Source organism: Methylomonas sp. PHL2-19, from assembly GCF_059331595.1.
The window spans coordinates 1083167-1105093 of sequence record NZ_CP196839.1; the positions used below are offsets into that span (position 1 = coordinate 1083167).

Here is a 21927-nt window from a genome sequence, read left to right on the forward strand (position 1 = left end):
GACGTGATTAACCTGCCAATTGAGCGAGCCTATAGCCCATACTTCCGCCGTTTTCGCCAAAAAGTCGCCCGGCTCATCCCCGCAAATTGAGCGGCCTGTTCCAGATTGTCCGGGTTATTTGCCAAGGCTTCGCGGATCAATTCCGCTTCGTTTTGACTTTTTGGACGCGGGGCAGAGTTTTGGTCAAGCGTTGCTGCCGGTCTAAGCGGCTCACGAAACTCGGGTGGCAAATCGTCTATGCCGAGTTCGCTGCCGCGGCCTACCGCATAGGCGTATTCGACGACATTATTCAGTTCCCGGACATTACCCGGCCAGCGGTAATCCAGCAACAGGCGCATCGCTTCCGGCGCGATGCGGTCGATATGGCGATGGCCTTGGGTGTTATGCCGGTCTATCAGGTGTTGCAGCAACAGGCTGATGTCCTGGCGACGTTCGCGCAGCGGTGGCAGAAAAATCGGCACCACTCGTAAGCGATACATCAAATCTTCTCGAAACCGCCCGGCCTTGACCTCTTCGCGCAACGATCTATGCGTGGCGGCAATAATCCGCACATCCACGCTGACCGCGCTATCGCCGCCCACCGGCGTAAAGTTACGCTCCTGTATCACCCGCAGCAACTTGGCTTGCAGCTCTAGTGGCAACTCCGCTATTTCGTCCAAAAATAAAGTACCGCCGTTGGCACGTTGAAACAAGCCGGCATGATTACGCACCGCGCCGGTAAATGCGCCTTTGACGTGGCCGAACAATTCGCTTTCCAACAGGCTGGGGGTCAAGGCCGCGCAGTTGATCGCCAAAAACGGCTGATAGTGCCTAGGGCTTTCCAGGTGCAAGGCATGCGCCACCATCTCTTTACCGGTGCCGGATTCGCCGCGGATTAACACGGTGGCTTCAGTTTCGGCGACGTTGCGGATGATTTTGATGGCTTCTTTCATGGCCGGGTCGCGCGACAGAATGCCGTGAAAGCTGTCGCTGTCGTCCGGCTTTTGTTCCGGGGCTATGTCGCTTTGTGGTTGCAGAAATTCAATCGCCCCGGCGAAGCCGCCGTTGTTGTCGTAGAAGGCGCGCGCGGTTCGATAGCAATTCAGCGTCCGGCCATCCGGGCGATGTATCCGCACCGCTTGCGACTTGACGATGCCGAGTTCGGCCAGATTGCAGGGGTCGTTGCCGCTGTCGCAATTCAGCGCGGTTTTGCAGGGTTTGCCTATGGTCTCGGCTGCGTTCAGGCCAAACAATTGTTCGGCGCCTTTGCTCCACAGCAAGATGTCGCTGTTGCTGTCTACGATAAAGGCCGCGCCGCTTTCGAATAAATCGGTCAACACTTCTACGACTTGATCGGCGCCGATTTGGCCGAGCCAGCGTTTGAATAGCGGTGAGGAAGATGCCATGCGTTCAAGCTCGTTTTGTTTCAGTGATGTTTCAAGTGTATCAGCATCGTTTCAATATTTCATATTGAAACGCCAGGCTTGGCCGGTGCCAGGCCGCTTCATCAAACCTAGTGACTTAATTTTTTAAGGCAAGAAAACTAAAATAATCAGTTAAAACAAAGGTATATATCTATTTAGCCCATACTGGATAGCGCTGGATTTGTGGGCCGTGCGGATATTAATACTGCCGGTAAACTGGCACGAGTATTGATATACAGCACTTATATTCTTTTTACTTTGCGCTTAATGAGGCGGGTCATGATTTTCAGACAACTCTTCGAAACAGAAACCTCCACCTACAGTTATTTGTTGGGATGCGAACGCAGCCGTCGCGCCTGTCTGATCGATCCGGTGGCTTCGGAGCTGCCGATTTATATCGATTTGCTGCAAAGCCTGAACCTCAAGCTGATTTACACATTCGAAACCCATGTGCACGCCGACCACATTACCGGCGCTGGATTGTTGCGGGAAAAGCTTGGCAGCAAGAGTGTGGTACATCGGGATGCTGGCGCGCTCTGTGCGGATTTGCTGGTCACCGACGGGGTGTTATTGCAAGTGGGCGATCTGGATATTCAGGTGCGGCATACCCCCGGCCATACCAGCGGTTGCGTCAGTTATGTGATGGCTGATCGGGTGTTTACCGGCGATGCCTTGTTGATCGGCGGTAGCGGGCGCACTGATTTCCAGCAAGGCGATGCCGGCCAGCTGTATGACAGCATCACCGGCAAGTTATTCACATTACCGCCTGATACGCTGGTGTATCCGGGGCATGATTACCAGGGTAATACCGTGTCTACCATCAAACAGGAAATGGCAAAAAACACCCGTTTGGGCCAGGGGCGCACTCGCGCCGAGTTTATCGGCATCATGAGCGAATTGAAGCTGGCGTATCCCAAGTTCATCGATCAGGCGCTGCCGGCCAATCAGTCCTGTGGGACGCCTGCCGAATAGGCGGAGTTAGCCGATGATCCTGACGCTAATCTTGGCAATCTGTATCGGCCTGCTGTTGGGCTTGTTGGGCGGCGGCGGTTCGATTTTGACGGTGCCGATGCTGGTTTACGTGCTGCATGTACCGCCCAAGACCGCGATCGTCACCTCATTTGTGGTGGTGGGTGTCTCCAGCCTGATGGCGTTGATCCCGCATGCTCGGCGCGGCCATGTCTGCTGGAAAAGTGCGCTGGTATTCGGTTTGGCCGGGATGCTCGGCGCATTTGGCGGTGGCCGCTTGGCCGGCCATTTTTCCGGGGAATGGCTCATGGTGTTTTTTGGCGCGATTACATTGTTGACGGGTCTGGCGATGATTTTCAAGAAAGCGCCAAGCCAGCCGGCTGTTGAGCAGGCGCTACCGATGTGTCCTTTACAAACACCGGTATTGCGATTGTTGTTCGACGGGGTTTTGGTCGGCGGGCTGACCGGCTTGGTTGGGGTCGGTGGCGGATTTTTGATCGTGCCGGCATTGACCTTGCTGGTGGGTTTGCCGATGCCGGCGGCTATCGGTACGTCTTTACTGGTTATTGTCATGAACGCCAGCGCCGGCTTGAGCGGCTACGCGAATCACGCCCAACTGGATATTCCCTTGATGGCGCTGGTGACGGCGGGTGCGGTAATGGGCAGTTTTCTGGGTGGCTGGTTATCCAACTTCATCAGCGCGACGGCGTTACGCCGCGGGTTTGGTTGGTTCGTGATACTGGTGGCGGTTTATGTATTGTTTAACGCGCTGAGCTGGCAACTATTGGCATCGTTAGAGCTGTGGCAGGATGACGAACGTGCCTGGCGACGAGGCTTGGCAGGATTGGCCGCCTTGTTGGCGCTCGGTTTGATAGGCAACCGCATTCATAGCCATACGCCGCGCAGAGAAGCGTTGCCAATGTCGCCCCGCCATCACCTTTGAATTAGGCTAGACTAATATTGACGGTTGTGCTACGCCGTTGATTCCGCCATCCGGTGCCAACCGCCTGGCGTATAACTATAAAAAATCGTTTGAGGAGGGTATATGTCTTATTCAATCAATACGTCACGTCGGCGCTTTTTTGCACAAAGTGGAGCGGGATTAATGGCGTGGGCTGCGGCGCCCGCATGGCTGAGAGCGATGGAAAACATGGCCGAGATGCCGACGATGCCGCCGCGCAAAGCCTCGGCCAATTTTCACCCGGACGTGGAATTGGACTTGATCTGCAAACCAAACGCGGTGGCTATTTTGCCCGGCCAGCCCACGCGCGTGCAGCAGTATTTTGCGAAATTGGTGAAGGGACCGGCGCAGACTTTAACGGAAATTCCCGGCTCTTATTTGGGGCCGATACTGCGCTTCGAAAAGGGCCAAAAGATCAGAATCAATCTGCATAATCAGCTTAACGAACCGAGTATTACCCACTGGCATGGTTTGCATGTACCTGCGGAAGTGGACGGGCATCCGCTGTACACGATAGACAGCGGCCAAGTGTTTGTGTACGAATTTGAAATGCTCAACCGCGCCAGCATGAATATTTACCATCCGCATCCGCACAACACCACAGCCAAGCAGGTTTATCACGGTTTGGCGGGTGCGATTTTGGTGAACGACGAGGAAGAACGGCGCCTGGAACTGCCCGGCGGCGAATACGAAGTGCCGATCGTGATTCAGGACCGCAAGTTCGACGCGAATAATCAATTGCAATATGTGCATGCCATGCACGACAGAATGATGGGTTTTTACGGCGACCGGATTTTAGTGAACGGTCTGGCCAATTTTCAGCTCGACGTCGCCAGTCGAGCTTATCGTTTCCGCGTCCTCAACGGCTCAACGGCGCGCATCTACAAACTGGCTTGGGATGACAAGTCGCCTATTACCGTCATCGGTACCGATGGCGGCTTGCTGGAAGCACCGGTCAATAAACCTTACGTGATGCTGGCCCCCGGCGAGCGTTTGGATATTTGGGCGGATTTCAGCGGGCGTAAAGTCGGCTCTAAGCTTGTGTTGCGCAGCCGTTCTTTTTCCGGCGTATTGCCGGGCATGGCCGAACGGATGATGGGGGGTGGTCAAGGCGATCATGGCCGTATGGGTGGCGGCATGGGCATGCATGCCAGCGCCATACCGGTGGGTAGCGACTATCCGATTTTTACGGTGAAAGTCACCCGGCAGCAAAGTGAGAGTCCAAAATTACCCAACAGCCTGGCGAAAATTAACCATTACAGCGTAAACGACACAGCCAATCCCGGTAAACCGGTGCCCATCGCTATTTCGGAAGGGCCGATGCGCATGGTTTTAAATGGTCGGCCTTATGCTTATAACGATATTTTGCCGAGCGAGCGCATTCCCGTAAATACCGTGCAATTGCTGGAAATTTTTCATGCGCATGGCGGTGGCGGACACGGCGATAAAGCCGGTGGCGAGCACAGCAGTGCCGAGAAGGCCGATGCCGGTTCCCACAAAATGGGCGGTATGGGCATGATGGGTGATATGCGGCATGGTGATAACAACCAGGGCGAAGGTGAGCACCGGCGCATGGGTATGATGGGCATGCGCCACAGCGGCGAGAACGCAGAAGCCGGTGGGCATCAGATGGGCGGCATGGGCGGTATGAGCGGTATGAGCGGTATGGGAGGCGGAATGGGTATGATGATGTCCATGGCCCATCCGATTCATTTGCACGGCCAATATTTTCAAATCCTGAGCCGAACTATCGCCAATAACGAAAGCGCAGATTACGCCACGGTTAAAGAGGGTTTTATCGAAGGCGGCTGGAAAGACACGGTGTTGGTGATGCCGGGCGAGCGGGTCAAAATCATCAAGCCCTTCCAGGATTTTAAAGGTTTGTTCATGTACCACTGCCATAACCTGGAGCATGAAGATATGGGCATGATGCGCGATTTCCTGGTGGTCTAACCGGAAAGCGCCAATTGTCAGGGAGCGGGATATGACGATAATCAACAGGCATTTAACAGTCGAAGGCATGCATTGCCCTGGTTGCGAAGACGTCATTCGTCAAGCGCTGGCCGATTTACCGGGTGTGACAACCCTGGATGTCAGCTATGTGCGAGCGACGGTGGATGTGCAATTCGACGACAAGCTTGCCGACGAAGCGGCGATATACCAAGCCATTCGCGCCAAGGGCTATGGCGTGGCACTGACGCCGCGGCCTGCCGCTGGCAAGTTAAAAGGCCTGTTGATTTTTCTGTTGTTATTGCTGGCGGTCGGCGGCGTGACGTTCTGGGGCAAGAGTTTGATGCCCGGCGTAATGCAGCAAATGTCGCCGCACATGGATCAAGCGGTATTGCTGGGCATCGGTTTTCTCACCGGTTTTCATTGTATCGGTATGTGCGGCGGTTTTGTGGTGGGTTACACCGATCCTCGTCAAGCCAAGTCCCGCCAGCTGCTGGCGCATTTACGTTACGCAGTCGGCAAAACCTTGTCCTACAGCGCACTCGGTGCCGGATTTGGCTTGTTGGGCGCCACCATTGCGATTACCCCGCCGATGCGCGGCGGACTGGCGTTGGCGGCGAGCGTGTTTTTGTTGCTGTACGGGCTGAAGATGCTCAACGTCTTTGCGGTCTTGCGCCGCTTTACCTTGCGCATGCCTAAGGCCGTCAATCGCCAGCTTGCAGATGAATTGCGCAAACCGCGCAGTGCTTTGCGTACCGGCTTGTTGACCGGTTTTTTGTTGGGTTGTGGACCGTTACAAGCCATGTATGTGATGGCCGCCGGCAGCGGCGACCCGCTACAGGGCGCGTCGATGCTGTTCTGGTTTGGTCTCGGTACGTTAGTGCCATTGCTCGGATTTGGGTTCTTCGCCAGCTTGTTGTCGCAGGTTTTCATGCGCCAGCTGGTAAAGGTTTCCGCAATATTGGTGATCGCGATGGGCGTGATGATGGCGCAGCGCGGTTTAAAAATTATCCAGGCAGGCCAGATGCCCACAGCGATGCCTGCGCATACTCAGCCCGTTCAGTGAGGTAAAGTGTTGGATATTCAGCGTTTCAGACAATTGAACGAGCAGGCCAAATTGCTGGCGGACGAAATAGGCAATTTGCTGATCGAAATATTTCATTATTTGGCCTTGTTTGTCATTGGTGCCAGTATTGTCTGGTCGGCGGTGGTGGCTTACGGCGGCATGATGCTGCAAGGTCACGCCACCATTGGTGACATTTTGCTGTTGTTTATCTATTTAGAGCTGGGTGCGATGGTCGGCATCTATTTCAAAACCAACCTAATGCCGGTGCGTTGTCTGATTTACATTGCCATCACCGCGTTGGCTAGGTTGTTGATCGCGGATATTCAAGCCCATCATCAGGCCGATATGGGCATTTTGTTGGTGTCCGGCGGCATTTTATTGTTGGCCTTGTCGACCGTGATTATTCGCAAGCCAAGTGACGATACCTGAACCGGCAGTTACAGATAAAGGAAGATTAAAATGAACAAATCATTACTGATTGCGGCGTTGGTGCTAACGGCTCCTATTGTCCAGGCTATTCCACCTGTCGATCCATCGCGCTTAGACGCAGTGCAAGAGCGCGGCAGCCATGTCATGCCGTTTGCGCTGGAAAAAACCCTGCATATTTTCAATAAGACTGATACTGGTGGTATTCAACAAGTGATCGCCAAGGATGCTGCTGACAGCCAACAAATTGGCTTAGTGCGCAGTCATCTGTCGCAACTGGCTACACATTTTGCGGCTGGCGATTTTTCAGGGCCGCGGCGCATTCATGGGGATGACATGCCGGGGCTAAACGCCTTGGCGTCGGCAGCCGGGAAAGTCAGTTTTGCTTATCGGGAATTGCCGAACGGTGCCGAGATCGAGTATCGGAGTGAAGATAAGCAGCTGATTGAGGCAGTGCACAGCTACTTCGATGCCCAACTCAGCGACCACGCCCGCCATGCGGTGCCCGGCGGACATGCTATGCATCATGGTGGTCATCAGCCATAGTTACTTTTCGGCGGCTCCGGCTTGGGGATGTGATTTTTCCAACCACTCTCGATTAGGATGCCAGTGGCTGATCCAGGCGGGCAAATCTGCAGCAGGCATCGGCCGCGCAATGCCGTAGCCCTGGGCGTTATCGCAGCCCAGTTTTAGCAATAGCAAGCCATGTTCATCGGTTTCGACGCCTTCGGCTATTACTTGCCGATGAAAGGCGGCGGTGAGATTGATGATGCCGGCGACGATGGCCAGATCTTCCGGGTCGCCGAGAATGTCGCGAATAAAGGATTGGTCGATTTTTAAGGTGTCGGCAGGTAAGGCTTTCAGGTAAGTTAGCGACGAATAGCCAGTACCGAAATCGTCCAATGCAAAGCCGACGCCCAGTTTTTGGCATTCCTTCATCACGGCGGTGACGCGGCCAATGTCTTCCAGTGCGGCTGTTTCCAATATCTCCAGTTCCAGGCAGTGGGGGCGCAGTTGCGGATGCGCAGCAAAGCCGGTTTTCAAGGTGTCGACGAAATCCTGGTGCAGTAAGTGGCGCGGGGCGATATTGATGCTGATGGCAATGTTCAAGCCCATGTCTTGCCACGTTTGCAGGTGGTCCAGGGCGCGGGCCAATACCCAATTGCCCAGGGCGATGACCAGTTCGGTGCCTTCTATGTCGGGTAAAAACGCCGCAGGCGACAATAAGCCGCGCTCGGGATGCCGCCAGCGAATCAATGCCTCCGCACCCAGCACTTTACCCAGGCGCATATTGACCTTGGGTTGGAAATACAATTCGAACTGGTTATTGAGCAGCGCGGATTCGATTTGCATTAAGGTCTCGCCGCGGACCAGCGCTATTCTGTCCAGTTCCTGATCAAACAGGTGGTAGCGATTTTTGCCGCGCTGTTTGGCGACATACATGGCTTGGTCGGCATGCCGCAGCAGCGTGTCCGCGCTTGCCAGGTCATCAGGGTATAGGGTAAGGCCCACGCTGGCCGATACGCAGACCTGATTATCATCTATGCTCAACGGTTCCGCGACTTTGCAGAGCATGCGCTCCAATACCGCCTCGCATTCGCGGGTGTCGTTAAAGTCCAGCAAGAGCAGCACAAATTCGTCGCCGCCGATGCGGGCGACGGTATCGCCGGCTCTGAGGCAGTCGCGGATGCGTAGGGAAATTTCTATCAGTAACTGATCGCCCGCTTCGTGGCCGAATTGGTCGTTGACCGGCTTAAAACCGTCGAGATCCAGATAGCATACCGCCATATGGTTGCCGGCGCGGTGCGTGTGGGCCAGCGCTTGGGCGAGACGATCTGCCAGCAACACGCGGTTGGGAATGCCGGTCAGTGGATCGAAATGGGCGATGCGTTCCAGATCGTATTCATGGTTCTTCAGCGGGGTAATGTCGGCCGACAAACCGATGTAATGATGAATTTTGCCGTCGTCGTCCCGCACTACCGAAATCGAGGTCAGCGCAGCAAAAACCTCGCCTTTTTTATTGCGGTTCCAGAGTTCGCCACTCCAATGATCGTGTGCGTTCAGTGCTTGCCATATGGCTTTGTAAAATTCCGCGGATTGCCGGCCGGATTTGAGAATACTGGGATTTTTACCCAGCACTTCCTCGCGCGCGTAGCCGGTAATTCGACTAAAAGCCGCGTTGACATCAATAATGCGGTTCTCGCTGTCGGTAATGACGACGCTGTCGTGAGTGTGGGCAAATACACTGGCCGCCAGGCGTTGCCCAGCCTCGCGGCGTTGCAGTTCTTGACGAAATTGTTCGCGTTGCAACAGATTGCGAATCCGCAAGCGGGCGATTTCGATGCTGATGGGTTTGGTCAAATAGTCCGCGGCGCCCAGAGAAAAGCCCAAGGCCTCGGCTTGAATTTCGTTCAAAGCGGTCACGAACACAATCGGAATGTCTTTTAACAGCGGACTGGCCTTGATCCGCCGACAGGTTTCGTAGCCGTCCATATCCGGCATCATGATGTCGAGCAGAATCAGATCAGGCGGCTCATCCAGCGCCAGTTCCAAGCCTTTAGCGCCGGAGGTGGCGATTTGAATTTGGTAATCGTCCTGCAATGCCAAACCCAACAAGGCCAGGTTGGCGGGGGTGTCGTCGATGGCGAGAATTTTCAATTGTTTGCTGTTCATTCGGTTTCTACTCCATTCCAACCCAAGGCTGAATAAAGCTGCCGCAACTGCTGGCGTGCCTGGTCGAATTTCATTTCGTTAACCGACTGAGCTATTTCGGAAAACCGTGGTTCTAGCGCACTAGCGCGCAGTAAATTTTGCAATGCTTTAACGTGATTAATGGCATGGAACATGTTTTTGGCCAATAAGTTATCGAGTTCCTCCATTAGCGGCCGTAATTCTTGGTTGTGGTGGAGCAAGGCGATGTCTTCTGCATTTATTGGGTCGGTTACCGCCATGACGGGTTGCTCCGGATGGGCTGGCGTATCTTGATAATGTTCGGCATTGACTACTGCGGAATGCAGCTCCGCGCAAGGGACGGGTAAGCGCTGTTGTGCGGAATTGTGGTTATGCAGTTGACAGTCAACCAGGTCGCAGCGAATTCTGAACCAGAACCGGGCGCCCCTGCCCGGACTACTCTCCACGCCGGCTTCGCCCTGCATCAGCCCGGCAAAGCGTTGGACGATGGATAAGCCCAAGCCGGTGCCTGCGTAACGCCGCGTCGAACTGGCGTCGATTTGGGTAAAGGGTTTGAAAAGCAGGCTCTGTTGGTCGGCGGCAATGCCGATGCCTTGATCGGACACGGAAAATTCCAGTTGTGCTTGCGAGTCTTGCCGCCGCAACTCGGTTACCTGGATTTGGATTACGCCATGATGGGTAAATTTGATGGCATTGCTGACCAGATTTGACAGCATTTGCCTGACTCTGATTTGATCCAGTAGATAGCATTGCTCGTTGGGGCCGAGCCAGACGGTTTCGATTTGCAGGTTTTTCTGATGTGCGCTTTCCCCGAACAGCGACTGGACTTCGGTGATGATTTGCTGAGGCTGCGCGGCAGAGTAAACCAGCTCCAGCCTATTGGCTTCGATTTTGGACAAATCCAACACATCGTTTAACAGGGTTAATAGAGTCTGTCCGGATGCGAGGATAGTGCGGGCGCATTCTTGATGCTTGCTTGGGTCGCAGTCAGGTAGACTCAGCAGTTGCGCCATTCCCAAGATACCGTTCAACGGGGTGCGGATTTCGTGCGACATGGTGGCCAGGAAATTACTTTTGGCGTGGTTCGCGCTTTCCGCGATGCGGGTTTTGATTTCATTGCTCAATATCAGCGCCATGTGCGAGAAAAACGGCGATAGATAATCGCGCATTTGCGCGGAGCCCAACATATCGGTCATTTTGATGGCACCGATTAATTCTTTGCCCACCTGCAAGGGCATGACCCAGGTGCAGGCAATAGCCGGCGTCATGCCGCGCAGTAGCGTGTGCTCAGAATCCGTGGCTTGTTCGACAAAGCGGCGCTGCTGAAAAACTTCGTTGATTAAGGGATCGTCGATATGATCAATAATTTGGCGTTCGCCGGCTAAATTGGCGTAATGGATTGCCCCCGCGTCCAGATAATAAATTTCGACATTACTGCCGCCCAAACTGCCGCACAAAGCAGTCATTAAGCTCTCTAACAATCCTTCGACGCCGGCGATGGGGTTTAACAACTCCAGCATGTGCAGGATCAGATACAGATTGGCTTTTTCTTCCGAAAGTTTGCGGACGCGGGTTTCCAATTGCTTGATTTGGTCCTGCAGCTCTTGATGGGAGGGCGCTTGGGTCATTGTTCCGCAGCAAGCCGGCGTTGAATGGCATCCGCCAAAACGGTTTCCAAATGCTTCAGGCTGACATCCATCCATGCCAGCGGCAAATCCACGAAGCGCGCAGCGGTTTCGGCGGCGGCGCTGAAATCGCCGTTACACGGGGTACGCAGCGCCAGAATATATTTATGACTACTGTGAAATATCTCCCTGATCACCGTCATGTTTGCGCCGAAGCAGGCGGTGATCATGGGTTCCCAGGTCAAGGCCCAGTCTTCCAGTAAAAAATACGCGCCTTTTTCCAGTTCCTGCATGAATAACTCGTAGCCGAGCAGCATGACGATACAGTTTTGGCCGTGGGTGCGGCAAGTGTGGTGGCCCTCCAGATATTTTTCCATCAACGGGTGGCAGCCGCCGTAAAACACCACGGTTTTTTCACCGAGTTTCTCGCGTTCTTCCAGCGCCTGATTCAGCTCGGTCGACAAACGATTCAGGTAATTGTGCAAGGCTGAATCCAGATAATGGGTATGCACGTTCCAGTGATTTTTCGCGATTAGTCCGTCCACTTCCTTACGCAAAATGCCGCAGCCCACCATGGTCAGCGGAGTTTGATTTTCCGGATGTATCGCGAAGGTTTTCATGGCAGTCTCCCGTATTCGAATGCTGCATCGACCATGGTCCGAATGTTGGCCTCGGGCACGGCCATTGGCATGACGCCGTTACCGAACAAAAAATGGCCGCCGGTTTTGCCGATTTCGACAATACGCTGCACTTCGGCGCGGGTTTGCTCGACGCTCCAGTGAATCATTTTTATATCGTCGATGACCCCGCAGGTCAGGCCGCGATTACCGATCAGGCGTTTGGCTTCGGCTAAGTCGGCGAGTGGGCTGATGTGGTGAATTTTGATGTGAAGTTCATCGAAAACCAAATCGATCACATCGTTAAAAGCCGCCATGCCGCAGTAATAAACTAGGCCTTCACTACCGCCCGGCAGCAAGTCGCGGCGCATCCAGGGCAGTACTGTTTGCTCAATTTGCTTGCGGCTGACGAAGTAGGGCGAGCCAAATGGCGTGGAGTAAATCAATACATTGGCGCCCAAGGCCCGTAAGGCGGCGAATTCCTGCTGGCAGAAATCCGAGCATTTGCGCAGCAGTTCGTCGCGGACATCAAAAGGACCCAGCAGGAATAACTCCATCCATTTATCCATACCCATCAAGATGGCCGGTAACGTGGTCGAGGCCGTGACGTAGGCGCAAGTCGGATGTGTAGTGCCGACTTCACTTTGCAAAATCTTTAGACAGTCGGAAACCGATTGCCAGGCTGGGTGAAGTGTAATGTCGGTGGGAATTTCGAGTTTGGCAATGTCGTCCAGATTTTTGATGACGAAGTCAGCGACATTCGGCGCACCGTCGTCGGCAAACAGGATTTCCCGGCAACCCAGCAATTCCGCTTCTTTGCCGACATAATGCAGGCTCCAGATGTTGTCGTAGCCGTAGCGCCGCAACAGGCGTAATTGGCCGTCGGCCACATATTCGCCCTTGCTGAAGTATTGCTTGGCAGGCATGCCCAATTCCCGTGCGCCGTGATCGGGCAGATTGCAAAAAACCGGAACGCGCGGCGCGGGGCTGCCGGTCATCGCTGCGGTGAGGATTTCCAAAGGTGTCATGGCTTGACCTCGCGAATCAGATCGACAATGACTTTGGCCGCGGTGACGCCATCCGGCGCCCAGGCATCCGCGCCGACCTTGGTGTACAACTCAGGATCGAAACGGTAGGGAGCGCCGCCTACCGCCAGTTTGATTTGCTGTTCCAGGCCACGCTCCTGTAACAAACTGCGCACGCCCAGACTGCCTTTTGCGCTGGTGGCGGTGTGGACCATCATTGCGGATACCGCGATGACTTGGGCGCTCTCGGATACCGCGGTATCGACGAATTTTTCGGCTGTGACGTTGGTGCCCAGATCGACCACATCCACCATCAGTGATTTCAAGCAGCCGCTGACGATCCGTTTGCCCAGGGAATGCAGGTCACCGTAAGCTGCGCCGATGACGACCCGTCCTATCATTTCCGGGGGTTTACTGAACTTCTCCAGCATTTTTTCGGTGACGTCGGCCGCAATTTGCGCGGTCATGAAATGCTGGGCCAGATTGGCGTCCGGATCTTTTTCGATTAAGGTCATCATCAACTCGATGGCCGGGATGACTAATTTGAAGACGATATCCTCGGGGCTGAATCCGTCGTTTAAGGCGTGATTGACGACCTCCAGGGCGGCCGGCTTATCGGTTTCGAATACCGCCTGGTTATAGGATTGAATATAAGCGTCGAGCATTATTCGAATTCCTCGATGGACATGGGCTGCAAGCGTAAATTGTCGATAAAGCGGTTTTCATATTCGAAAACCCCGCCAAGATTGACCACGCGCGCCCGTTGCACAATATTGTTTAACAGACTTGGCCCGGCCGGATTCAACAGCAGTTGTTCGCAGCCGGCCAGACTGGCATTGGTCAGCAGGCTGACCCGTTCGGGGGGTATAGGAGGCAGTAAGCCAACCCGAAACCCGCTGTTTAGGTCCAAATGTTGACCAAAACTTCCGCAAATCCACAGACGATTCAAATCGCTTATTGCCAAGCCTGCGTACGACATCAATTGTGACATGGCAGCGGCTGTCGATGCCTTGGCACGCTGGAAAATATCGATGTCGCTCGCAAAAATGGCACTTTTGGGCATGTTGGTTTGCAATAAAAAGCCTTGTTCGGACAGCGGTTCGGCGAAGCGTCCGGACGGTTTCAGATGCTTTTGGTCCAGTAGCAAGGCAATGGCATCAATGAAGCCGCTGGCGCAGTAGCCGCGCGCCTGGACATCTCCTATCGTCCGTAAGCCGCTTGCCGACACTTTGCAAATCGCGCCGGCTTCTGCGGTTAAACCGTTGCGCATACCTACGCCTTCGAAAGCGGGGCCGCCCGGCACGGAACTGACCCACAGGTTGCTGCCGTCCCACACGGCGATTTCGGTATTAGTGCCGAAGTCGGCCAACAGCATCGGTTGCGATTGTTCAGTAATGCCGGTAGCGAGCAGGTCGGCCAGTAAATCCGAACCAATAAAACCAGCCAGCGGTTGGGCGATGTCGATGTCGGCATGCGGCGTGCGCCATGTCTGCCGCCAGGCATCGACATCGGCGGGCAGACAGGCGATAGGGCTTTGCCAGTTCTCGGGCTGGTAGAGGCTGTCGCCGCTATTGCCGCAAATCAGCGTCAACATCGCGGTATTGCCCACTATTAATACTTTGCCCAGTTCCGCCAGTATCGGCGTTATTTCGCCCATATCGCGGCTGAGAATGTCGCGTATGCCGTCGATGATGGCCGCGCGCGCTTCCCGGCCTATGCGTCGGCAATCTTGATCGTCCAGACGCTCGGCATCCAGCCGGGTCAGAATGTCCGCGCCATGCGCGACTTGTGGATTGATGCTGTAACGGGTGCCGATGCGTCGGCCGGATTGCCGATTCCACAACGATAGGCGGATGTGTGTTGTCCCCAGGTCTACCGCCACCCCGTAGACATACTCGGAAACGGTAGGATTAGCGTGGGCTTGATAAAGCGGGGTGGGGTCCAGACTTTTCCAGGCGGAATGCGGCGCCGGATTGTCCAGATAAAGCGTGCAGTCGCTGCGTGCCCGCAACTGGCAGGCTAAACGTATGCCGCCAGCCAAATCTTCAGGAAGCAGCTTTTGCCGTTCCGCCAGCGTCGGTGGGTTAAATTCGCCGTCGACGGTTTGAATCAGACACGCGCCACAGGTGCCCAAACCGCCGCAGGCAGCGCGTACGCGCAAATCGGTGGTGTCGAGGACTTGGCGTACCGACAGATCGGATTTGAGCAGTATGCGTAACGTCTGATCGTTACTGCCGACCGTTGCCAGCATATCGCCAGCTGGGTGTGCCGGCAGTCCGGTATCGGGAGGGATGATGGTCATAGGCGATGGAAACCTGTAGGAGTAGTAGCAATTGCGCTTTCGCTTTCGTTGAGGCCTGGCATGATGGGGTTTGATCTATTCGGCATGGGCAAAACAGCCAGTGGTTTTCCCCTTTTATTTTAGTGTGTATTGGTGGTTTCGCTGATCCAATCTTGTGGCGTAAGCGATTTGTCTTTATCAGATTGGCTTTTACGGCATAAACTCCGTGATATGCGGTTATAAGCAGTGCCAAAAGGCACTTTAGGCTATCGGCACACTGTTCATGCTGGAATGTCATCAACAATCGGGTAAACTTTGCCGATGCGCCAAAAAGCGGGTTCGTGACCGGAATCGGCTTGCCTGAGACGCTTGCAGTCAATCCAGATCATGGTTCACCCAAGCCAACGGAATTTAGATGGAATCCGATAAACAATCGACAGAGCGCCAAGCCACCATTTTGTTAGTCGATGACGAGTCTATCAACCTGTCGGTTTTCGGGCAGTTTCTCGCCCCGTATTACCAGATTTTGGTAGCGACCAACGGGCAGCGTGCGTTGCAATTGGCGGGTGGTGCGCCAAAGCCGGATTTGATTTTGTTGGATGTGATGATGCCCGATATGGATGGGTATGAAGTCATCGGCCAGTTAAAAGCCGATCCCAAAACCGGCGATATTCCCGTGATATTCGTGACCGCCTTGACCTCTGATTTGGAGGAAGAGCGAGGTTTGTCACTGGGTGCGGTGGATTATCTTTACAAGCCGTGTCATTTGTCGATTCTATTGGCCAGAATCAAAACCCAGCTGGAACTGAAGCATGCCCGTGATTGGCTAAAAAACCAAAATACCTATCTGGAAGCCGAAGTGCAACGCCGGCATCAGGAGAATCAGTCTGTACATTTGCAACTATTGCAATCGGAAAAATTGGCGGCGATAGGGCAACTGGCTGCCGGCATTGCCCACGAAATCAATAATCCCATTGGTTTCGTCAATTCTAATTTGAATACGCTGAACGGCTATTTGTGCGACGTTTTTTGCGTGATGGATGCTTACAACGCCGCTTTAGCCGAAAAAAACTTTTCTGAGGAGGCGCTGCAAAATTTGCGCACGCTGAAACAAACCAAGCAGCTTGACTATTTGCGCGGCGATATTCCGGAATTGATTGCTGAGTCCATGGAAGGTTTATCGCGGGTGCGTGACATTATTCAGGATTTGAAGGATTTTGCGCATGCCGATAAAAACGATTGGGAATTGGCCGATTTGCATAAAGGGTTGGATTCCACGCTGAATATTATCAACAACGAGCTGAAGTACCATTGCACCGTGCACAAGCAATACGGCGAGATACCGGAGATTTATTGCCTGCCTTCGCAATTGAATCAGGTGTTTATGAATTTACTGATTAACGCCGCGCACGCAATTGATACCAAAGGCGATATTCATATTAGTACCGGTTGCACGGAGCCGAATGTCTGGGTGGAAATCCGCGATAACGGCAAAGGTATTGCCCCGGAGAACCTGCCGCGTTTGTTTGAGCCGTTCTTCACCACCAAGCCGGTCGGCAAGGGCACCGGGCTAGGGTTGTCGGTTTCGCAGAATATCGTCCGTAAACATGGCGGTAAAATCGAAGTAAGCAGCCAGCTTGGGCAGGGTAGCCGGTTTCGAGTCTGGCTGCCGATTCGGCCGCCGGAATCGGCGTCTACCGAATAGTCCGGTGCGTCTGGCGGTTTTTGAATACTAAACTTGCAGACAGGGCTTTACCTGCCAGACTATGTCATCAATAGACCACTGTTAGTGCAAAATCATGAACCAGGCAGATATTAAAATACTCATCGTCGACGACGAGCCGAACGTGCTGAAAGCGCTGACGCGGTTGCTGAAACAGTACGAACCCGTTACCGCAACCAGCGGCGAGGAAGCGCTGTTGTTAGCTGAGGAACATAGCTTTGATTTGGTGATTTCCGATTACCGAATGCCGGGTATTAACGGTATCGATTTTTTGATTTTATTCAAGCGCATGCAGCCGGATGCTGTGCGCATTGTGTTGACCGGCTTTGCCGATCTGGAAGGCGCCCAGCACGCCATCAATGAGGCGGAAGTGTTTCGCTTTATCAACAAGCCCTGGAGCAATCTGGAAATTGTCAATGTGGTCGAGAACGGTCTGGCGCACAAACGGATGTTGTTGGAAAACCGGGCCTTGGCCGATCAGGTGCGGGCGCAGCAAATACTCCTGAATGAAAAAGAAGCGATTATTAAAGCGCTGGAAGCCGAGGAGCCGGGTATCACCCAAGTGAATTGGGCGCAGGACGGCTCGATTATTCTCGATGACGAAGATTTTAAATAGACAGTATTGCCGGCTCTATTGGTAATTATTTCCGCGATACCGTTAATCCTGCGAAATCGGGGGCCAAAGTATTAAGCGGGCTCCCGCCAGTCCGAGAGCCGCTTTGTTTAGAACGGAGTTACAGCTGTTCGGTATGCTCGTCATTACTAAAGGCATTGAAAAATTGCTTCGCGGTTCTGCCGTTTTTGGCGGCATTCTGATGGGCAAAGTCCAACGCGGCCTTGTGCAAAGCCTCACGGTTGCCGGGATAATCGACGAAATAACTGTCGACAATGTCCAAGTAAGTCTGGGTATGTTGCGGGTAAAACGCCAGCCGCAAACCGAAGCGGTCGGACAGCGAGATTTTTTCCTCTATGGTGTCGGAATAATGCACCTCGTTGTCAACCAGCAGGGTGTCCAGATTGTCGCGCATATGTTCCGGCAGCAGATGGCGGCGATTGGACGTGGCGTAAAACAACACATTCTCCGGTGGTAATTCAATAGAGCCTTCCAACACGCTCTTTAGCGGCTTGTATAGGGCATCGCCGTTCTCGAAAGACAGATCGTCGCAATAAATAATGAAACGCTGATTGTGTTCTCGGATGTCGTCGACGATTTCCGGCAGATACAGCAAATCTTGCTTATCGACTTCGATGACTCGTAAACCTTCGTGCAAATATTCGTTCAACAAGGCTTTCACCAGCGAGGACTTGCCAGTGCCGCGCGCGCCCCACAACAAGGCATTATTCGCCGGCAGTCCCGCCAGAAAGCGCAGCGTGTTGTCTATCATTTGCTGCTTTTGCGGCTCTATGCCCAGCAGTTGATCCAGCCGGATCGGATCGATTTGCCGAACGGGACGCAGAAACGCCTGGCGCTGGCGCCAAATTGCCGCATAGGTGTGGTTCCAATCTATCATCTGTGATCCTTGGCTGGGGCCGGTCGAAGTGCCGGTTTGTGTAAAGAAATGAATATTGTATAAATTTTAGACAATTTAACGCCACTCTAAGCACAGCAACAACTTAGCGTGGCTTTTAACGGGTTGCCAACAGAGTTATCCACAGATTTTGTGGGAAAGTTATAGCTATTGTGGAAATGTGGCTGCCCACTGTAGCCAGTATATGCCGCTTGTGCGGGTAACCAAAGACTGCTTAGACTTTATTTTAAGTCGCGGCTTTGGCTGCCGAGGCGCGTTTCTGCGCGATGATCGACTTATAATCGATTGTTATCATTTAAACGATAGCTATTGGCTATTTACGGGGTGGCTATGAATCTGCGGGATTTACATTATTTAATCGCCGTTGCCGACTTGCGCAGCTTTGTGCAGGCGGCAGACCGTTGCTGCATCAGCCAGCCGACCTTGAGTACCCAGATAAAAAAGTTGGAAGACGAATTGGGTATCCAGATTTTCGAGCGCACCAATAAAAAAGTGCTGCCTACCGAGTTGGGCGAGCAGATCGTGGCGTCGGCAAGGCGCATCTTGAAGGAGCAAGACAATATCAAGGAACTGGCCGCTACAGCCCAGGACCCGCTGGCCGGTAACCTGCGCTTTGGCGCGTTTCCGACCTTGGCGACCTATTTGTTTCCGCCATTGGTACCCTTAATCAAGCAGGATTTACCACGCATCCGCCTGATTCTGGTCGAGGAAAAAACCGAGCAATTGTTACAGCAACTCCACAGCGGACAGATGGATTGCGCCTTGCTAGCCTTGCCGATTTACGAGGATTTTCTGGAAAGCCAGGCCTTGTTCGACGATGAGTTTTTACTGGCGGTGGCGGACGGTCATCCGTTGGCGGCCAAGCCGCAAGTCGAGCCAGACGATCTAAACGGCGAACATTTACTATTGCTTGACGAAGGCCATTGCCTGCGTGGGCATGCCTTGCAAATCTGCCAAACAATCGGCGCCGACGAAGAACAGGATCTTCGCGCCACCAGTCTGGAAACCTTGCGGCAAATGGTTCGCGCCGGTACCGGCATCACCTTCATGCCACGTATCGCAGTGCGAGACGAACCGGGGCTACGTTATCTGCCATTCGCTGAGCCGGCGCCGAGCCGGACCATAGGCATGGTTTGGCGCAAAACCAGTGCCAGAGGGGAGCTGATTCGGCGCTTGAGCGGATTGGTGCGGGATGCGGCTAAGGACATTTAGGTATACACCGCTGGCGTGGCGACTATTTTAATGGCAGTTCGTGAACCGACGGCCAAATGACATTTTCCACGAAAACCTTTGATGGTCTTTTGCTCTGTATGGCAGCCTGTCGGCTGCGGGTATTCGCTAGAAGTTAATTTGTATTTAGCCGAAAAAAAGGCGGCCCTTGTCTCGTATGTCCGTTTAATAGCTGAGATAGGTACTTACTGCGGCATACTGGCGTAATCCCCGACGTGAAGTTACAAATCGTCTAATATTTGCAAAGTCCTTAACCCTTATTACGCCTGATAACAGCCTGATATTTGGACTATTTGAAGACGGAGATAAGAGGCGCGACAAAAATTGCGACTATTGCCACCAATGCCTTGAGCCTTATGGCCAAGCAAGCACGTTGCCCGATCTCAATGCCGGGCTTTTACCTTAGGAGTACCGACCATGAACAATAAACAGTTATTACCTGTTGCTATCGCCCTGTTGACTTCGCAGCCGATTCTCGCCAGCGTGTCCAGTTCGTTCGATGTCGACAGCGAGAACTGGCAAATCGTCAGTTTTGCCGATTTCAGCCAGAACAATTATTCGATCATTGGTCAATACCAACCCAGTTACGTGTCAGGTGGTGGCAATCGCGGCAATTATCTCGCCGCCAATGATCCGGACGGTGGCGATTTTACCTTCTCCGCTCCCGCTGCGTTCCTGGGGGCGCAGACCAGTGCTACCGGATTATCCTACGATTTGACGTATCGCGATGGCGATGTCAATTGGCAAACCACCGACGTCATGTTGGTAGGAAATGGCCAACGCTTGCTCTGGAAGCGTGACCCGAATATTGTGCCGAACAGTGGCTGGACCCATATCGTCCTGAACTTCGCGCCCTCGTCGGAATGGCGACTGGACACCACAGACGGGGTGTTCGCCAGCCAAAGTGATTTTCATAATGTGTTGTCCGACTTGAGCGGGCTTTATATTCATGGGGAATATACCAACGGCATTTTTGAAACTGCAGGGCTGGATAATGTGGTTTTGCAAACGGTGCCGTTGCCGGGGGCGTTTTGGTTATTTGGCGTGGGGTTTGCGGGGTTTTGGTCGCGTATTCGTCGATCGTAACGCGCTGACTCGTTATGTTGTTGTGTCGCTGGCGCGACGGGTTTTTTGTATGTCGGTTCTCGGACCGACGGCCGAGATACTTTCTTTTGCTCCGCCAAAAGAAAGTACCCAAAGAAAAGGCGGCCCGGATGCCGCTTGTTCCCTGCGCTCCGAAGCTTTTGGCGGGGGTTGGCGAAAGGGGCTTCCTGCCCCTTCGCCAACGTGCGGCATCCCTGCCGCACCCCTTCGGGCTATTCCCACCAAAAGCTCCGGCGCTCGGCGCGGCATACGGGAGAAAACCCCGCTGCGAAATCCGAAATCGTTTAATATTTGCAAAGCTCGAAACATAGGGTATTAGTGATATTGTAATGCGCCGAATGATTAAAGGCCAACATGCGGCACTCCTTTGATACCCTAATGGATTGCACCTTACGCTGCCTTTGAGCTTCAATAATGACGTGAATCTGCCGGGTTAAGCATGGAAATTGACTGGAATACCGTAGTAAATTTCACCAAAAAGGCTATTGGACTAATAGTAGATTTTGTTAGTTTTTCATCTGATCTATTAACGATAATTGCTTCTGGGATTGCAATTTACCTATTTCGATACAAAGGAAAAGAGATCGCTATCGCACTTCGGTTAGTATTAAATTATGCGTTTCAAACAACGCTAAATGAGCTACGTGAAAAATTAGAAAGCCTAAATAGATTGAACGCCAACGATGAAGAAGGTGTTAAAGAAATTGTGAATATTTTTCATGAAATTATAGGGCAGATCAACGGTCATCCTAAGCTAAAAAGCCACTTTTCAGAGTTTATAATTAAGGCCGAAAAAGCGGTTTCTGGAAAAAGAAAAATTACTGAGCCAATAAAGAGATCATTGGTTAGTGAGTTTCGTGAAAGATTAAAAAATCTTACTGTTGATAGTTTTGGCGAAATTATGGGTGAAAAATAATGTCTAAAATAGTAATAGCCGCGAATGCAATGATTGCAAATGCAGAAAAAATTAGCACAGTTATTCCAAGCAATGAAAATAAAGAATTTTTTTATTTTTTATATGGAAAAAAATATACATGGGGTATTTATAAGGATGGTGGTGCTATTGTTTTATTGTATTTTCCAAATAATGAGTCACCAGATTATTTGGCCGCCTTAGCTTCTTATGATTTTTCTGATGTAAGTGTTATGAGATATTCTAGTTTGTCGATTGGATCTCAAGAAGCTGAAGAAACTTTCAGAGACCTATATACAATAATTCAAGAAAAAGCATTTGGTATTGATAAAGTCCTTGATGAAATAATTGGCGATTTTGATATATGTTGATTATAAATCAGGAATTTTGAAAGGTTTCGCGTCGGATAAAGCA

At 52.7% G+C, this 21927-nt stretch carries 20 protein-coding genes; 12 read left to right on the forward strand and 8 right to left on the reverse strand.

Annotated features, from left to right (window positions below; all coding sequences use genetic code 11):
* Positions 1–29: 29 nt before the first annotated feature.
* Positions 30–1385: a sigma-54 interaction domain-containing protein gene (locus ACR02O_RS05135; RefSeq protein ID WP_205451492.1), complete on the reverse strand. Its 1356-nt coding sequence runs from the start codon at positions 1383–1385 to the stop codon at positions 30–32.
* A 297-nt stretch (positions 1386–1682) separates the two neighbouring features.
* Here ACR02O_RS05135 and ACR02O_RS05140 point away from each other — a divergent pair, with 297 nt between their 5' ends.
* The 6 genes from ACR02O_RS05140 to ACR02O_RS05165 all read left to right on the forward strand — a co-directional run bounded on the left by ACR02O_RS05140 (position 1683) and on the right by ACR02O_RS05165 (position 7321).
* The gene (locus ACR02O_RS05140; protein WP_205451491.1) at positions 1683–2375 is read left to right on the forward strand and encodes an MBL fold metallo-hydrolase; all 693 of its coding nucleotides are present in this window, start codon (positions 1683–1685) and stop codon (positions 2373–2375) included.
* Positions 2376–2388: 13 nt separating this feature from the next.
* The gene (locus ACR02O_RS05145; protein WP_205451490.1) at positions 2389–3315 is read left to right on the forward strand and encodes a sulfite exporter TauE/SafE family protein; all 927 of its coding nucleotides are present in this window, start codon (positions 2389–2391) and stop codon (positions 3313–3315) included.
* A 102-nt stretch (positions 3316–3417) separates the two neighbouring features.
* The gene (locus ACR02O_RS05150; RefSeq protein WP_494522929.1) at positions 3418–5286 is read left to right on the forward strand and encodes a multicopper oxidase family protein; all 1869 of its coding nucleotides are present in this window, start codon (positions 3418–3420) and stop codon (positions 5284–5286) included.
* A 31-nt stretch (positions 5287–5317) separates the two neighbouring features.
* Positions 5318–6349, forward strand: a complete 1032-nt coding sequence (locus tag ACR02O_RS05155; protein ID WP_458139016.1) for an urease accessory protein UreH domain-containing protein — start codon at positions 5318–5320, stop codon at positions 6347–6349.
* A gap of 9 nt (positions 6350–6358) precedes the next feature.
* On the forward strand, positions 6359–6778 hold the full coding sequence (locus ACR02O_RS05160) for a phosphate-starvation-inducible protein PsiE (protein ID WP_171697400.1): 420 nt from the start codon (positions 6359–6361) through the stop codon (positions 6776–6778).
* A gap of 30 nt (positions 6779–6808) precedes the next feature.
* On the forward strand, positions 6809–7321 hold the full coding sequence (locus ACR02O_RS05165; RefSeq protein ID WP_171697401.1) for an aspartate carbamoyltransferase: 513 nt from the start codon (positions 6809–6811) through the stop codon (positions 7319–7321).
* On the opposite strand, the gene ACR02O_RS05170 is transcribed toward ACR02O_RS05165, so the two are convergent.
* The 6 genes from ACR02O_RS05170 to ACR02O_RS05195 are packed head-to-tail and all read right to left on the reverse strand — an operon-like array spanning position 7322 to position 15035.
* The gene (locus tag ACR02O_RS05170; RefSeq protein ID WP_494522930.1) at positions 7322–9448 is read right to left on the reverse strand and encodes an EAL domain-containing response regulator; all 2127 of its coding nucleotides are present in this window, start codon (positions 9446–9448) and stop codon (positions 7322–7324) included. It lies immediately after the preceding gene.
* The gene (locus ACR02O_RS05175) at positions 9445–11094 is read right to left on the reverse strand and encodes a sensor histidine kinase (RefSeq protein ID WP_494522931.1); all 1650 of its coding nucleotides are present in this window, start codon (positions 11092–11094) and stop codon (positions 9445–9447) included. The genes ACR02O_RS05170 and ACR02O_RS05175 overlap by 4 nt, the downstream gene beginning before the upstream one ends.
* A complete protein-coding gene (locus ACR02O_RS05180; RefSeq protein ID WP_033157714.1) occupies positions 11091–11711 on the reverse strand; it encodes a DUF1638 domain-containing protein in 621 nt (206 codons plus the stop codon). The genes ACR02O_RS05175 and ACR02O_RS05180 overlap by 4 nt, the downstream gene beginning before the upstream one ends.
* On the reverse strand, positions 11708–12736 hold the full coding sequence (locus ACR02O_RS05185; protein WP_033157715.1) for a uroporphyrinogen decarboxylase family protein: 1029 nt from the start codon (positions 12734–12736) through the stop codon (positions 11708–11710). The genes ACR02O_RS05180 and ACR02O_RS05185 overlap by 4 nt, the downstream gene beginning before the upstream one ends.
* The gene (locus ACR02O_RS05190; protein ID WP_033157716.1) at positions 12733–13398 is read right to left on the reverse strand and encodes a cobalamin B12-binding domain-containing protein; all 666 of its coding nucleotides are present in this window, start codon (positions 13396–13398) and stop codon (positions 12733–12735) included. The genes ACR02O_RS05185 and ACR02O_RS05190 overlap by 4 nt, the downstream gene beginning before the upstream one ends.
* Complete coding sequence (locus ACR02O_RS05195) at positions 13398–15035, reverse strand: ASKHA domain-containing protein (protein WP_101054491.1); 1638 nt, start codon at positions 15033–15035, stop codon at positions 13398–13400. The genes ACR02O_RS05190 and ACR02O_RS05195 overlap by 1 nt, the downstream gene beginning before the upstream one ends.
* Positions 15036–15429: 394 nt before the next feature.
* On the opposite strand from ACR02O_RS05195, the gene ACR02O_RS05200 reads away from it, so the two are divergent.
* Positions 15430–16719, forward strand: a complete 1290-nt coding sequence (locus tag ACR02O_RS05200) for an ATP-binding protein (protein WP_033157718.1) — start codon at positions 15430–15432, stop codon at positions 16717–16719.
* A gap of 94 nt (positions 16720–16813) precedes the next feature.
* On the forward strand, positions 16814–17353 hold the full coding sequence (locus ACR02O_RS05205; RefSeq protein WP_033157719.1) for a response regulator: 540 nt from the start codon (positions 16814–16816) through the stop codon (positions 17351–17353).
* Between the two features lie 118 nt (positions 17354–17471).
* On the opposite strand, the gene ACR02O_RS05210 is transcribed toward ACR02O_RS05205, so the two are convergent.
* Positions 17472–18248 (reverse strand): ATP-binding protein, encoded by a 777-nt coding sequence (locus tag ACR02O_RS05210; RefSeq protein WP_033157720.1) that lies wholly within the window; start codon positions 18246–18248, stop codon positions 17472–17474.
* A 348-nt stretch (positions 18249–18596) separates the two neighbouring features.
* On the opposite strand from ACR02O_RS05210, the gene ACR02O_RS05215 reads away from it, so the two are divergent.
* The 4 genes from ACR02O_RS05215 to ACR02O_RS05230 all read left to right on the forward strand — a co-directional run bounded on the left by ACR02O_RS05215 (position 18597) and on the right by ACR02O_RS05230 (position 21884).
* Positions 18597–19478 carry a LysR substrate-binding domain-containing protein gene (locus ACR02O_RS05215; protein ID WP_033157721.1) on the forward strand — a complete coding sequence of 294 codons (882 nt, stop codon included), beginning with the start codon at positions 18597–18599 and terminating at the stop codon, positions 19476–19478.
* 435 nt (positions 19479–19913) lie between these two features.
* Positions 19914–20582, forward strand: coding sequence for a laminin B domain-containing protein (locus tag ACR02O_RS05220; RefSeq protein ID WP_033157722.1), 669 nt, complete (start codon positions 19914–19916; stop codon positions 20580–20582).
* Between the two features lie 457 nt (positions 20583–21039).
* On the forward strand, positions 21040–21516 hold the full coding sequence (locus tag ACR02O_RS05225) for a hypothetical protein (RefSeq protein WP_084153352.1): 477 nt from the start codon (positions 21040–21042) through the stop codon (positions 21514–21516).
* Positions 21516–21884, forward strand: a complete 369-nt coding sequence (locus tag ACR02O_RS05230; RefSeq protein ID WP_033157723.1) for a hypothetical protein — start codon at positions 21516–21518, stop codon at positions 21882–21884. The genes ACR02O_RS05225 and ACR02O_RS05230 overlap by 1 nt, the downstream gene beginning before the upstream one ends.
* Positions 21885–21927 lie beyond the last annotated feature (43 nt).

Coding starts and splice junctions, on each gene's coding strand:
- ACR02O_RS05135 (WP_205451492.1), bottom strand. CDS start 1,385: ATGGCATCTTCCTCACCGCTATTCAAACGCTGGCTCGGCCAAATCGGC.
- ACR02O_RS05140 (WP_205451491.1), top strand. CDS start 1,683: ATGATTTTCAGACAACTCTTCGAAACAGAAACCTCCACCTACAGTTAT.
- ACR02O_RS05145 (WP_205451490.1), top strand. CDS start 2,389: ATGATCCTGACGCTAATCTTGGCAATCTGTATCGGCCTGCTGTTGGGC.
- ACR02O_RS05150 (WP_494522929.1), top strand. CDS start 3,418: ATGTCTTATTCAATCAATACGTCACGTCGGCGCTTTTTTGCACAAAGT.
- ACR02O_RS05155 (WP_458139016.1), top strand. CDS start 5,318: ATGACGATAATCAACAGGCATTTAACAGTCGAAGGCATGCATTGCCCT.
- ACR02O_RS05165 (WP_171697401.1), top strand. CDS start 6,809: ATGAACAAATCATTACTGATTGCGGCGTTGGTGCTAACGGCTCCTATT.
- ACR02O_RS05170 (WP_494522930.1), bottom strand. CDS start 9,448: ATGAACAGCAAACAATTGAAAATTCTCGCCATCGACGACACCCCCGCC.
- ACR02O_RS05175 (WP_494522931.1), bottom strand. CDS start 11,094: ATGACCCAAGCGCCCTCCCATCAAGAGCTGCAGGACCAAATCAAGCAA.
- ACR02O_RS05180 (WP_033157714.1), bottom strand. CDS start 11,711: ATGAAAACCTTCGCGATACATCCGGAAAATCAAACTCCGCTGACCATG.
- ACR02O_RS05185 (WP_033157715.1), bottom strand. CDS start 12,736: ATGACACCTTTGGAAATCCTCACCGCAGCGATGACCGGCAGCCCCGCG.
- ACR02O_RS05190 (WP_033157716.1), bottom strand. CDS start 13,398: ATGCTCGACGCTTATATTCAATCCTATAACCAGGCGGTATTCGAAACC.
- ACR02O_RS05195 (WP_101054491.1), bottom strand. CDS start 15,035: ATGACCATCATCCCTCCCGATACCGGACTGCCGGCACACCCAGCTGGC.
- ACR02O_RS05200 (WP_033157718.1), top strand. CDS start 15,430: ATGGAATCCGATAAACAATCGACAGAGCGCCAAGCCACCATTTTGTTA.
- ACR02O_RS05205 (WP_033157719.1), top strand. CDS start 16,814: ATGAACCAGGCAGATATTAAAATACTCATCGTCGACGACGAGCCGAAC.
- ACR02O_RS05210 (WP_033157720.1), bottom strand. CDS start 18,248: ATGATAGATTGGAACCACACCTATGCGGCAATTTGGCGCCAGCGCCAG.
- ACR02O_RS05215 (WP_033157721.1), top strand. CDS start 18,597: ATGAATCTGCGGGATTTACATTATTTAATCGCCGTTGCCGACTTGCGC.
- ACR02O_RS05220 (WP_033157722.1), top strand. CDS start 19,914: ATGAACAATAAACAGTTATTACCTGTTGCTATCGCCCTGTTGACTTCG.
- ACR02O_RS05225 (WP_084153352.1), top strand. CDS start 21,040: ATGGAAATTGACTGGAATACCGTAGTAAATTTCACCAAAAAGGCTATT.
- ACR02O_RS05230 (WP_033157723.1), top strand. CDS start 21,516: ATGTCTAAAATAGTAATAGCCGCGAATGCAATGATTGCAAATGCAGAA.